This is a genomic window from Porifericola rhodea (assembly GCF_030506305.1).
Taxonomy (GTDB): Bacteria; Bacteroidota; Bacteroidia; order Cytophagales; family Cyclobacteriaceae; genus Catalinimonas; species Catalinimonas rhodea.
Map to the genome: position 1 here is coordinate 4815500 of NZ_CP119421.1, position 13451 is coordinate 4828950.

Below are 13451 nucleotides of genomic sequence, written 5' to 3' on the forward strand. Positions count from 1 at the left end.
ACCATACCTGACCTGGGAGTTACAAATTCTGCGCATCAAAGGTGTCACCCTGCTGAAAGTCACCACTTTCGTAGCCCTTTCTAAACCACCTCATTCTTTGCTCTGAAGTACCATGTGTAAAAGCATCGGGTACTACATATCCTTGTGATTGTTTCTGCAATCGGTCATCGCCAATAGCATTAGCAGCTCTAAGTGCTTCTTCTATATCTCCACTTTCCAGTATATCTGCCATCTCATCTGCATAATGTGCCCAAAGGCCTGCAAAGAAATCAGCTTGCAGCTCTAGCCTCACTGATAATTTATTGTATTCAGCCTCACTTAATCTTGACCGTTGCGATTGTACCTGTCTGCTGATACCTAATAAATTTTGAACATGATGCCCTACTTCATGAGCTACCACATAAGCCATAGCAAAGTCACCCTCAGCTCCCAGACGCTGACTTAGGGTCTGCTGAAAACTCAAATCAATATACACCTGCTTGTCTGCTGGGCAATAAAATGGACCGGTAGCAGCCTGGGCAAATCCGCAGGCAGAGCGATCACTCCCAGAAAATAATACCAGGGTAGGTTCCTGATAGTTTCTTCCCTGTTCCTGAAAAATTATGTTCCAGACATCTTCCGTGTCAGCCAGAACTACACTGACAAAATTGGCAAGCTCCTCTTCTTCTGCGCTAACGTTCCGGGTCTGAGGACTACTGGTCTGGGTAGCCATATTCAAAAGCTCCCCCGGATCTCCACCAAAAATCAGAGCAAGTACAATCACTACGATAGTACCTAGCCCTCCGCCTACGGCAATATTTTTTCCACGACCACCCCTACGGTCGTCTATATTAGAACTTTTGCGTCTTCCTTTCCAGCGCATAAATAAAAATGGTTATAAGTAATTCAAATAATAGTATAACCGTTAACTGGAATTTTGTTCTAAAGAATCATACCTTCTTAAGCATATATTAACGATGAAAGCTGCTACCTATAAAACGTAGGCCACCCTCTATTCCACTGCGCCAGTAAGACCAGTTATGCTCTCCATCTCTCATTCTGAACTCGTGCGGTACATTTCTTTGGGTAAGAGTGATATGCATTAAGGCGTTACCCTCTGTTAGAAAGTCATCATCCCCACAGTCTATGTACCATTTTATACTTTCTAGTTGTTCGGTAGGTAATGTTTCTGCCAAATGCAGCGGGCTATACTTTTTCCAATGTGGATTAACACGGTTTTCACCAGTGAGACCTTTTCCAAATAGAGGCCCCCCAACTCGCTCATAGTTTGTGTCATCCATAGCTATCATAGCTTCATCACTAAGGTAAGCACTGCTAAAAGGCACACAAACAGAAAATAGATTGGGGTGACGCATAGCCAAAATAGTGGAACCGTAGCCTCCCATAGAAAGCCCGGATATTGCCCTATATTGCTTCTCTTTTCTTACTCTATAGTTATCTTCTATAAATGGAATAAATTCCTCTATAAAAGCGCTTTCCCACTTTACTTCTCCCTCATAATCATCAATGTAAAAGGAAGAACCTCCATCGGGCATTACGATTATCATAGGAGGTATTTCTCTGGTATGTATACCTTCGTCAGCGGCTGCATTCACCTCTCCAAATTGTACCCATGCCGTTTCGTCATCTGTATAACCATGTAATAAGTAAAGTATAGGATAATACCGACTAGAGGTCTCATAATCAGGAGGAAGATACACAGAGTACTCAAGTTCGTAGCCTAGGTTGCTACTAAGCATTTTAAGACTTTCTTTTACCTGACCGGAAGCATAATTCTGGGCGAAGCTCACTGAAAATGACAGCAGCAATAATACCATACTAGCTATGTGGTGTAGCATAATTGATTGTTTAGTTTTTATCTAAAAACCCCATAGACATAAGAAACTTCTCGGTTTCCTTAAGAGTCTCATAAAAATACTTACCATCATTCCGGTTCAGGTTAAAAAAACCATGCTGGTGTCCCTCATATGTATGTAGCTGAGGTTCCAAACCTATTTCTTCCATTTTTGCTACCAGATCGTATACATTTTGCACAGGAACAGTGGTATCTCCGGTACCATGAAAGATAAGCGTCGGGGGTAGCTCTGCTGTCAATTGATGATATGGTGAGAGTCGTAAACTATCTTCATCCATTTTTTCTGCTCCATACCCCACTGCTGTGGTATTAACTACCGGGTTAAAAAGAATTAAAGCATCAGGAGCCGGGTCAATAGTTTCAGTAGATTCTTCCGTAAGCGGAAGTGCTGTACAAAGTGCCAAATGCCCCCCTGCAGAACCTCCAGCAGCAGCCAGTTGGGTAGTATCTATTCCCAGTTCATCTGCGTGCAGCTTAATGTAGCGCATGGCGGAACGAGCATCACTTACAGCTACCCGTGGATGAGTGCCATGCTTGGACATAATTCTGTAGTCTGGGGCGATGGCAATGATTCCCTTAGAAGCAAAATATTTACTCTGGGCGGCAAAGTGTTGACGATTGCCATAGACCCAGCCCCCTCCAAAAAAGAAGACAACTGCCGGAAGCTTTTCTCCAGTAGCCTCTTTTGGGTAGTAAATATCCATACTTAGGTTTGCTTCAGAAGTTTCTTTGTAAATTAAGTTTGTAAGCTTATAGGATGTAGTATCAAAACTTTGCGCATTTAGGTTAACACTTAATAATAAGGCAAGTAAAAAAGGGATTATTCGCATAGTGTATTCATTGAAATCTATCTAAATAAGGACAAAAATTTTACAATTTCCCAATTTGCGACTAACTTACCGCACAATATAGAATTCTGTGATTTTGTTACGTTTTTGTCTTCTAAATAGACAATTTAATAATGCAGATCACGATTTTTTAAGATAATTTTTCAATTTCAAATCATAAAAATCCTTCACAAGCATGGCTTTTGACATTGACATGATCAAAGACGTGTACGCCCGCATGGGTGACCGTATTGATAAAGCAAGAAACATTGTAGGTCGTCCCCTGACCTTTGCGGAAAAGATATTGTATGCCCACTTGTATAAAGGTGATACTACTGAAGCGTACGAAAGAGGTAAAGACTATGTAGATTTTCAGCCTGACCGTGTAGCTATGCAGGATGCTACCGCTCAGATGGCTCTGCTCCAGTTTATGCAGGCCGGTAAAGATAAAGTAGCTGTACCTTCAACTGTGCACTGCGACCACCTGATCCAGGCTAAAGTAGGTGCGATACAAGACTTAAAAACAGCAGTAGAAACTAACAAAGAAGTTTACGACTTCCTTTCTTCTGTATCTAACAAATATGGCTTAGGCTTCTGGAAACCAGGGGCTGGTATTATTCACCAGGTTGTGCTTGAAAACTATGCATTCCCAGGTGGTATGATGATTGGAACTGACTCTCATACTCCTAATGCAGGTGGTCTTGGTATGATCGCTATTGGTGTTGGTGGTGCAGATGCTGTAGACGTAATGGCAGGTATGCCCTGGGAGCTTAAGTTTCCTAAGCTTATTGGTGTAAAGCTTACCGGAAAAATGAGCGGCTGGACATCTGCCAAGGATGTAATCCTTAAAGTGGCGGGTATTTTAACAGTAAAAGGTGGTACCGGAGCTATTGTAGAGTACTTTGGCGATGGCGCTGATGCTCTTTCTTGTACTGGTAAAGGTACAATCTGTAACATGGGAGCTGAGATTGGTGCAACCACCTCGCTTTTCCATTACAGCAAAAAAATGAAAGACTACTTAGAAGCTACAGACCGTGCAGATATTGCTGCGGAAGTAGAAAAAGTAGCGGATCACCTTCGTGCTGACCCTGAAGTATTTGAAGCTCCTGAAAAATATTACGATCAGGTTATAGAAATTGACCTGAGCGAGCTTGAGCCTCATGTAAACGGACCTTTCACTCCTGACCTGGCCTGGCCTATCTCAAAACTTGCAGAAGCAGTTAAAAAACATGAGTGGCCAGAAGAAATTGAAGTGGGCCTCATTGGTTCTTGTACCAACTCCTCTTACGAAGATATTACCAGAGCTGCTTCTATAGCGCAGCAGGCCATAGACAAAAATCTAAAGGCAAAGTCTGAGTACACCATTACTCCTGGTTCTGAAATGGTTCGTTTTACCGCTGATCGTGATGGTCTGTTAAATACATTTGACCAGATGGGCGGTGTGGTACTAGCCAATGCTTGTGGTCCTTGTATCGGACAGTGGGCGCGCCATACTGATGACCCAGACAAGAAAAACACTATTGTTACCTCATTTAACCGTAACTTTGCCAAGCGTAATGATGGTAACCCTAATACACACTCATTTGTAGCTTCTCCAGAGCTAACTACAGCACTGGCTATCGCTGGTCGCCTTACTTTCAACCCTATGAAGGATAAGCTGAAAAATGAGAATGGCGAAGAGGTGATGCTGGATGAACCTCAGGGTATTGAGCTTCCGCCTAAAGGATTTGCTGTAGAAGATGCTGGTTATCAAGAACCTGCTAAAGATGGAAGTGGCGTAGAAGTGGTAGTTAAGCCTGACTCTGACCGTCTGCAAATACTTACTCCTTTTGAGCCCTGGAATGGTGGTAATATTACCGGCATGAAGCTATTGCTTAAAGCATTTGGAAAGTGTACTACTGACCATATTTCAATGGCTGGGCCCTGGTTACGTTATCGTGGTCACCTGGATAATATCTCTAACAACTGTTTTATTGGTGCTATCAATGCTTACAACAAAGAAGCAAACAAAGTAAAAAGCCAGTTGAGTGGTGAGTATGGTGCTGTGCCTGATACTGCCAGAGTATACAAAGCGGAAAACGTGCCTACTATCGTAGTTGGAGATGAAAACTACGGTGAGGGTTCTTCTCGTGAGCACGCTGCTATGGAGCCTCGTCACTTAGGGGTAAAAGTAGTTTTGGTTAAATCTTTTGCTCGTATTCACGAGACTAACCTTAAAAAACAAGGTATGCTGGCACTTACTTTTGCTAACCCAGCAGACTATGACAAGGTGAAAGAAGATGATACTATTGAAACTGTAGACCTTGACCAGTTTGCTCCTGACAAGCAGGTAACGCTAAAACTGATTCATGCAGATGGTTCTGAAGACCTGATCAAGACAAACCACACTTATAATGAAAATCAAATAGAGTGGTTCAAGTCAGGTTCAGCGCTTAACCTGATCAGAAAATTAGAAGGAAAAGCCTAATCAGCTTTAACAATAAATTCAAAACTCCATCTTTCGGGATGGAGTTTTTTTGTTTAAACCTATTTTATCTTAAGCTTTGCTACTCCTGCATTAGAGCTAACAAAATTTCCTGTGCTGCTTTTGCAATTACCGTTCCCGGGCCAAAAACTTTAAGCACCCCTTCTTTATATAAAAATTCATAATCTTTAGGAGGTATTACACCACCTGCTATGATGCCGATATCCTCACGCTCTATTTTTTTAAGCTCTGCTTTGAGTTCCGGGATTAAAGTTTTGTGCCCACCGGCAAGACTGGATACCCCAATCACATGGACATCATTCTCCGCCGCCTGCCTGGCCACCTCTTCAGGAGTCTGGAACAAAGGACCTATGTCTACGTCAAAGCCTAAATCGGCAAAACTGGTAGCAATCACCTTAGCACCTCTATCGTGACCATCCTGCCCCATCTTCGCGACCATTATCCGGGGACGCCGTCCTTCTAGCCTGGCAAACTCATCAGACAGTTTGCGTGCTTCTGTAAAATCTTTGTTGTTTGACACTTCTCTTGCGTATACTCCAGAAATAGTTTTGACTGTTGCCTGAAACCTTCCATAGACTTTTTCCATAGCCTCTGAAATTTCGCCCAGTGTTGCTCTTTTACGAGCAGCATCCATAGCCAGGCTTAGTAGATTTCCATTGTTATTAGCCGCGCAGCTAGTTAAAGCTTCTAGCGCTTTTTTTACTTCCGCCTGATTTCGTCTTCCTTTAACTTCTTTAATTCTGGCAAGCTGAGCAGCTTTCACCTGCGCATTATCTACTTCTCTTAAATCAAAAGATTCATCTTCACCAATGGCATGTTCTACCCGGAAAGCATTTACTCCGATAATTGATTCCTGAGCTGAGTCTATTCGTGCCTGTTTACGAGCAGCAGCTTCTTCTATCCTCATTTTTGGAATACCTTTTTCAATTGCTTTGGTCATTCCCCCTACCTCTTCCACTTCCTTAATCAACTGCAAAGCCCGGCGGCAAAGCGCATCTGTAAGATACTCAACATAGTAAGAGCCCCCCCAGGGGTCCACAATATGTGTAATATCAATTTCTTCCTGTAAGTAAAGCTGGGTATTACGGGCAATACGGGCAGAAAACTCAGTCGGTAAAGCTATAGCTTCATCCAGTGAATTAGTGTGTAAAGATTGCGTACCCCCAAAGACTGCGGCCATAGCTTCTATACACGTACGAGCTACATTATTAAAAGGATCTTGTTCGGTAAGACTATAGCCTGATGTCTGACTATGAGCTCGTAAGGCTAAAGATTTTGGATTTTTGGGATCAAATTGTTTTAAGAGCCTGGCCCATAGTAAACGTCCCGCTCTGAGTTTAGCAACCTCCATAAAATGGTGCATGCCAATGCCCCAAAAGAATGACAGGCGAGGGGCAAAATCATCAATTTTTAAGCCGGTTTTCAAGCCTGTTCTCACATACTCCAAACCATCTGCCAGCGTATAGCCTAATTCCAGATCTGCCGGGGCTCCGGCCTCATGCATATGGTAACCGCTGATACTTATGGAGTTAAAACGTGGCATATGCCGGGCTGTATATGAAAAAATATCAGCGATAATTTTTAGAGAAGGTTCAGGCGGATAGATGTAAGTGTTACGAACCATAAATTCTTTAAGGATATCATTCTGGATGGTGCCACTCAGTTGCTCAGGCTTAACGCCCTGCTCTTCCGCTGCTACAATAAAAAAAGCCATTACAGGAATTACGGCACCATTCATAGTCATAGACACCGACATCTTATCCAAAGGAATCTGGTCAAAAAGTATTTTCATATCCTCAACCGTATCTATCGCTACCCCTGCTTTACCCACATCTCCGCTAACTCTGGGATGATCAGAATCATAACCTCTATGTGTGGCTAAATCAAAAGCAACTGATAAACCCTTTTGGCCGGCGGCCAGATTTTTTCTGTAAAAGTCATTAGACTCTTCCGCTGTTGAAAATCCTGCATACTGGCGAATAGTCCAGGGGCGCGTTGCATACATACTAGCATATGGACCTCGCAGATAAGGCGGTAATCCGGCTACAAATCTGGTATGATCAGTATGAGCAATATCACTTTGACTATAGAAAGGAGCTATTTTTATTCGCTCTGGAGACTCCCATACTTCGTCTGAACTAGTATTTTGCTCATTTGAAGCTTTACTACTGAACTTATATTTTCTAAAATCAGGCTTCATTCAACTTCAGATTAATGCGTTCAAAAAATTTATGAGCAAAGTCAGGAACATGCATTCCCCACCTAATAAAGTCAAAAATGCCATAAGCTGAAGCTTCTGAAGATATCTGAGGAGGGTAACCCGCCAAAATCAGCGGAAAGTAGTAGGATTGACTTATAGATTTAAGCTGAGCTGGGTTAAGCATTTCATATTGTTCATCATCACTTATGATAACTAATCCATCATATGCTTCAAGAGAGTTGTCTGGGTGGTTTAAATCAAATAAAGATGAAGATAAATATGTGCTCTCCATACCAATTGTTGAGAGTATATCCCGCACAAAAGAAACCCTGGTACTTATGATTGCAGCTTTAGCCTTATTGTTCAACTTAAGAATACCTAATACTGGTCTACTCCCTCCATGAGCTACATACTGGTCTACAGAAAAGCGAATGTTTTCTATAACAGAAGGCCCATTAATAGAAGTTAAATCACCGCTTGGCTGGTTAGATTTTATTAGTTCAGGAACTTTGTTTGTACTGTCAGCATATCTGTTTGCTCCTACCAGTACTTTTTTCAACCCACTTACCTGATTAAGGTATTTATTTGTATTCTGTTTGATATCCCGCTGAACCTTTCCATTTTTATATGCTTCTAACAATCCTCCTTCCTGCTCAATTTCTAAAAAATATGCCCAGGCTTTTGTAGCGATTTGCTCGGTAAGTTCTTCTATAGCATAAGAGCCAGCCAACGGATCATTCACCAAATCCAGATGAGACTCATGCTTAAGCATGTGAGATATATTACGCGCTATTCTTCTGCCAAAACTATTATCAGTAGTATCAGATAGATTATGAGAAGAAATTGAGATGTATTGGCAGGCACCTAGTACAGCAGCCATAGCTTCTGAGGTATTCCGAAGCATATTAGTATTTATATCATAAGCTGATTTATTATAAGTGGAAGATATTGCCCGGATGGGAATATCTACTGACTCGCTTAGACCATAAGCTTCAGCAAGTTGTTGCAATAATATTTTGAAGACTCTAAACTTAGCAATATCAATAAAGTAGGCAGACCGAGTACCCAGGCTAATACTGAGGTTGTTAAACAAATGATGGACTTTATGCCCCTTATCAGTCAGATAATCCAGGTAGCTTACTATCAAACTTAAACTTATTCCTAACTCCTGTACTACCGAAGCTCCGCTATTTGTAAGAAACGATCCGTCTACACTTAGCTTCTTCATTTTAGGTATATCCTTCTTTAACAAAGCAGAAAGTAAAGCCAGACCTGAACTGGGATCTTGCTTTTTCAGCAGATGTTCTTCCAGGGGTGAGAGTAGGATCAGCCCACGCATCACCTTAGAAAATTCCAAATTTTCAACTTTTAAATTAGTGGGTAATTTAAGGTTAATTGAAACCCCATCAAGTAATATATCCTGAAGTAATTCTTTCCATAAAGGAGCTTGGAAAAATCCTGTGCAGTCAAAATAAAGAGCTTCTGTACCCTGCTCAAGAAATTGCAAAGCTAAGCGGTTGGCTTCCACCTCTTTAAGCTCATGATTCAGGTATATTTTATCTTCAAATTCCCAGTTTTTTGGGATGTAAGCTTTGTCAGTTTTTTGAAGGTTTTTGTAAAAAAGTGAAGAATTATTCGTCTTTGTATAAAAAGGATACATCTGAATACCATCTACCTCTTTTCCAAGCAAAAATTTCTGAAAATCCTTACGCTCAAAATTTCGGGCTGCTTGCTCCTTCCACTCCTCCAGGGTATGAGATGAGAAGTCTCCAAAGAGTGGGTTCATATCTTGGTAAAGTAATGACATGCAAAAAGTTAAGTAAAATGAAAGAATAAATAAACCAGCTAAAGAGAAATAGTGATCATTTACATCTGCTGAAATACAAGTGCTTACAGATTAAAAATCTTACATAAATCATACACAATAAATATGATTATACCAATAAATTATGATAAATATTAAATCAAAATTTAAAGAAAAATAAGTCTGAATTAATTTGATATTCAACTAGTTTTCACTTCGGATTTCTCATAAAATTTCGCTCTTCATCAGCAAATAAATTTATAGAAAAAATTTCAAAAAAATTTTCATCAGCTCAATACCTACTAAAATTAATTCATTATAAAATACTGATTTACAGATATTTAAATATAAGTATTTAAACTATATTAATGGTTTATACTCTTTTATAAAACGCATAAACCTATGTGTTTTTCCTATAAGAGATATAGCTATTTACGCAGCTTTTGAAGCTTTCATTTGAGTCAAGAAAATAGCTGTTTTTTTGTTTTCTATTTTTTTTTCATTTTTACCAACCCTCGCAAGTTAATTCTTCAGTTGAGAACCTAATTTGTGAACATCAGTTAATAAGATTTCCAGCATTAAATAATGCGACAAATTTGAATATGCTTATGAGCCCTAACCCTATGCTGATGCAAAAAGATCATCAAATCGTCTGGAACAATTGTTTACAGATCATAAGGGATAATGTAGGCGAACAAAGTTTTAAAACCTGGTTTGCACCGATCAAACCATTACGTTTAGTCAATAAAACACTTACTTTACAAGTACCCAGTCAGTTCTTTTTTGAGTGGTTAGAGGAGCACTATGTCTATTTATTAAGAAAGGCAATAGACTCTGAGATTGGTTTAGATGGACAGTTAGAATACTCTGTAATTGTAGAAAACAATAACCAGAAGAATAAACAACAAACAGTAAATACACCAGCACCTCAGAACAACTATCAGGCTAACTCAAAATCGTACAATAAACAAAGAACTGATAACAGAAGAGGACCTCAGCAAAATAACATTAATTACGAAGGCCCTTTTTCTTTTCAAAACATTGAAAGTTTAAAGCAGGCTTCTCAGTTAAATGCAAAATATGATTTTGACTCTTATATAGAGGGAGACTGTAATAGGTTGGCACGCTCAGCAGGCTATGCTGTAGCTATGAAACCAGGTAATACCGCATTCAACCCCTTAATGTTATATGGGGGTGTAGGACTCGGAAAAACTCATCTGGTACAAGCTATTGGGAATGAGATTAAAAGGAGCTTTGACGACAAGTTCGTACTATATGTCTCTTCAGAGAAATTTACCTCTCAGTTTATTGAGGCTCTGAAAAACAATAACGTTCAGAAGTTTACTAACTTCTACTTACAAGTAGAGGTTCTGATTATTGATGACATTCAGTTTTTATCTGGTAAAGAAAAAACACAGGAAATTTTCTTCCATATATTTAACCACCTGCACCAGTCTGGTAAGCAGATTATTATGACAAGTGACTGCCCACCCAGAGACTTGCATGGACTGACGGAAAGGCTTATCTCTCGTTTTAAGTGGGGACTTACTGCCGATTTGCAGACGCCTGACTTTGAGACAAGAATTGCTATTATCCAACGCAAGATGCAGAGTGATGGCATTTACATTCCTGATGATGTTATTGAATATATTGCGTATAATGTAGATACTAATGTTAGAGAACTGGAAGGTATACTGGTTTCTTTAATTGCTCATGCTTCTCTTAATGAGAGAAATATTGATCTGGAGCTGACTAAACAGATATTAAAGAACATTGTACAAAATACTGAGCCGGAACTTAACGTTGATCAAATACAGAAAACTACTGCCAAGCAGTTTAATACCACTCTGGAAGACCTGAAATCTAAAACCAGAAAGAAAGATGTGGTAGTAGCCAGGCAGGTAGCTATGTTTCTGGCAAAAGAGTACACTAAAAATTCACTGAAAGTGATTGGATACCATTTTGGTGGTAGAGACCATGCTACGGTTATTCACGCAGTAAAATGTGTACAGGAAATGATTGAAACTAATCCTCAGATTGCAGAAGAAATAAGAAGCATCAAGACCAAGCTGAAGATTAAGAAATAACTGCTTTTCTTATGAAGCCATTCTTATATGCATTCATACTACTCCTAGCCCCTAGCCTATCATTAGCTCAGGGGCTAAGAGTAGAAAAAAGACTTATCCTAAGCGCTCCACTTCAACACGAAGGAGTATCACGCTACATCACTATTCAAAACAGAAGTAGTGAAGATGCTCAAATTAAAAAGCTTGTTCTTAAAGGAAAGCAAGCCACCAACTTCCAGTTGAGCACAGCCATTACCTTCCCCCTTACGGTAAAAGCAGACGACTCTGTACAACTTAATTTTAGCTTTTCTCCTGATTCTAAGTTAGGCCGTTACCTGGCAACTCTTGAGATTTACTCTGAAAGTTTTGAAAACAAAAAAGCTAATGTAAGGCTGGTTGGCTTAGCTACAGATGAAAAAGAGCCTGAACTACACACTATAGTAGAAACGCTTGGGTTAAATGTTAACGTTAAAGATGCTTTGATGCAAACCAATGATGATGAAGCCTTGCTTGGAGACGAGATTAAGGTATCTCAGTTTGTACAATCTTCTGACAATAAAGTAAAAATTACACCTTTGGCTCGTTACTCTAGTAGTAGCCAGGTTCCGTTTGGCTTCTATACTGAAGAGAATAATCAGCTTAGATATGGCAAAGTAGGCACCCTTTCGGGGGGGCACCTACAGCACCACACTCTGTTTCCACGACTGACTTCAGGTAAATTAAGGTTTGATCCCGGAGTAAACAGTTTTGGTATTTTTATTTCCACAGCTTCAGCCGCCGCCTATACGGATTCATCACTAAATAATGATGATAAACATGCCTGCAAAGTTTTTATGCTTAAAAATGCTAAGGGAGAAATCGTTGAAGGCCAGTACCTAATTTGTTTTGATGAGGACGGAGATAGTGATTTTCAGGATTACATCTTCCTCATCAGCAACGTAAGTCCATTAGCTGCTCCTTAAGCTTTTTTTAATTCCATAATCGTTATTTCTGGAAGTATCCCTATTCTACCTGGAAACACCAGATACCCATAGCCTCGGTTTACATACAAATGTTGTTGCTGTTTCTGATAGAGGCCCGCCCATTGCTTGTAACGATATTGTACCGGACTCCATTTAAAGTCACCGATCTCAATGCCAAACTGCATGCCGTGGGTATGCCCGGCAAACATAATATCAATATCCGAATATTGGGGTCTAACTTGAGCATCCCAATGGCTGGGATCATGAGAAAGCAATAACTTTACCGGAGAGTTTTGCGTACCTTCGTATGCCTGACTCAGGTTTCCGTACTGTGCAAACCCACCTGTACCCCAGTTTTCTATACCCAAAATAGCAATCTGCTCATTATCTACTTTCAAAAATCGGTTTTCATTCATTAACAGATTCCACCCCATTTGCTGATGTACTCTCATCAGGTCTTGTAGGTTTTGTCTTTTAGCCTGAGCTGAAGACCAATTGGCATAATCTCCGTAATCGTGGTTACCTAATACAGAATACACTCCTAGCGGAGCACTTACTTTTTCAAAGACGGACTGGTACTCCTTCACTTCCTCTGCTCTGTCGTTCACCAAGTCCCCAGTAAAAAAAACTACATCAGGTTTTTCGTTAAGGAGCATGTCTATTCCTCCCTGTACGGCAGTTTTGTTAAAAAAACTTCCTGAATGTATATCGGAGAGCTGCGCTATTCTTAATCCATCAAAAGAAGAAGGCAAATTTTTGAGATGTACGGTAGTTCTTCTTATACGGTAATCATGAGCTCCGGAGAGTATACCGTAGCTCATGGTAAGCGCTGGCACAGCGGAAGCAACAATGGATGATTTAACGAGAAATTCCGATCTAGAAATCCCCTGATTCTGCTGACCTGGCGTTGCTGGCTGATTAAATTGATGCCAAACCCAACGTACTGCCCGTCCCACATCATCTATCATTAAAAACACAACGCCAAAAATTTTAGAGAAGTAATTGATAAAGATAAATGAGAAGATAAGGGTACGCATATCTCTACCAATTTCCGCTTTTCCTCCCATATTATAATACAAAAATCCGCTGATAGAGATAATGGTAACTAACCAATACAGTACATACACCAATTTTCTCCAACTACCAAATACATCATAAATAACAGATCGCACAGCTTGAAAAACGTACCAATCCATTAGTAAAAAGATCAGTGCGACAATACTTATAAACATCATTCTATTCATGTTCAACG

At 40.1% G+C, this 13451-nt stretch carries 9 protein-coding genes; 3 read left to right on the forward strand and 6 right to left on the reverse strand.

Features of this window, described 5'->3' with window-relative positions; genetic code table 11:
• Positions 1–19 precede the first annotated feature (19 nt).
• From ypfJ to PZB74_RS19765, 3 genes are all read right to left on the reverse strand, one after another.
• Complete coding sequence (gene ypfJ, locus PZB74_RS19755; protein ID WP_302238890.1) at positions 20–862, reverse strand: KPN_02809 family neutral zinc metallopeptidase; 843 nt, start codon at positions 860–862, stop codon at positions 20–22.
• An 88-nt stretch (positions 863–950) separates the two neighbouring features.
• Complete coding sequence (locus PZB74_RS19760) at positions 951–1838, reverse strand: alpha/beta hydrolase (RefSeq protein ID WP_302238892.1); 888 nt, start codon at positions 1836–1838, stop codon at positions 951–953.
• 10 nt (positions 1839–1848) lie between these two features.
• A complete protein-coding gene (locus PZB74_RS19765) occupies positions 1849–2685 on the reverse strand; it encodes an alpha/beta hydrolase (protein WP_302238894.1) in 837 nt (278 codons plus the stop codon).
• 193 nt (positions 2686–2878) lie between these two features.
• On the opposite strand from PZB74_RS19765, the gene PZB74_RS19770 reads away from it, so the two are divergent.
• On the forward strand, positions 2879–5149 hold the full coding sequence (locus PZB74_RS19770; RefSeq protein WP_302238896.1) for an aconitate hydratase: 2271 nt from the start codon (positions 2879–2881) through the stop codon (positions 5147–5149).
• A 79-nt stretch (positions 5150–5228) separates the two neighbouring features.
• Here PZB74_RS19770 and scpA read toward each other — a convergent pair whose 3' ends face one another.
• Both scpA and PZB74_RS19780 read right to left on the reverse strand, forming a co-directional pair.
• Positions 5229–7367, reverse strand: a complete 2139-nt coding sequence (gene scpA, locus PZB74_RS19775) for a methylmalonyl-CoA mutase (protein WP_302238897.1) — start codon at positions 7365–7367, stop codon at positions 5229–5231.
• Complete coding sequence (locus PZB74_RS19780; protein ID WP_302238899.1) at positions 7357–9174, reverse strand: methylmalonyl-CoA mutase family protein; 1818 nt, start codon at positions 9172–9174, stop codon at positions 7357–7359. The genes scpA and PZB74_RS19780 overlap by 11 nt, the downstream gene beginning before the upstream one ends.
• 626 nt (positions 9175–9800) lie before the next feature.
• Between PZB74_RS19780 and dnaA the strand changes: the two genes are divergently transcribed.
• Together dnaA and PZB74_RS19790 are read left to right on the forward strand one after the other, a co-directional pair.
• Positions 9801–11258, forward strand: coding sequence for a chromosomal replication initiator protein DnaA (gene dnaA / locus PZB74_RS19785; RefSeq protein ID WP_302238901.1), 1458 nt, complete (start codon positions 9801–9803; stop codon positions 11256–11258).
• A gap of 11 nt (positions 11259–11269) precedes the next feature.
• A complete protein-coding gene (locus tag PZB74_RS19790; protein WP_302238903.1) occupies positions 11270–12199 on the forward strand; it encodes a hypothetical protein in 930 nt (309 codons plus the stop codon).
• On the opposite strand, the gene PZB74_RS19795 is transcribed toward PZB74_RS19790, so the two are convergent.
• The gene (locus tag PZB74_RS19795) at positions 12196–13443 is read right to left on the reverse strand and encodes a metallophosphoesterase (protein WP_302238905.1); all 1248 of its coding nucleotides are present in this window, start codon (positions 13441–13443) and stop codon (positions 12196–12198) included. The genes PZB74_RS19790 and PZB74_RS19795 overlap by 4 nt on opposite strands.
• Between the last annotated feature and the right edge of the window lie 8 nt (positions 13444–13451).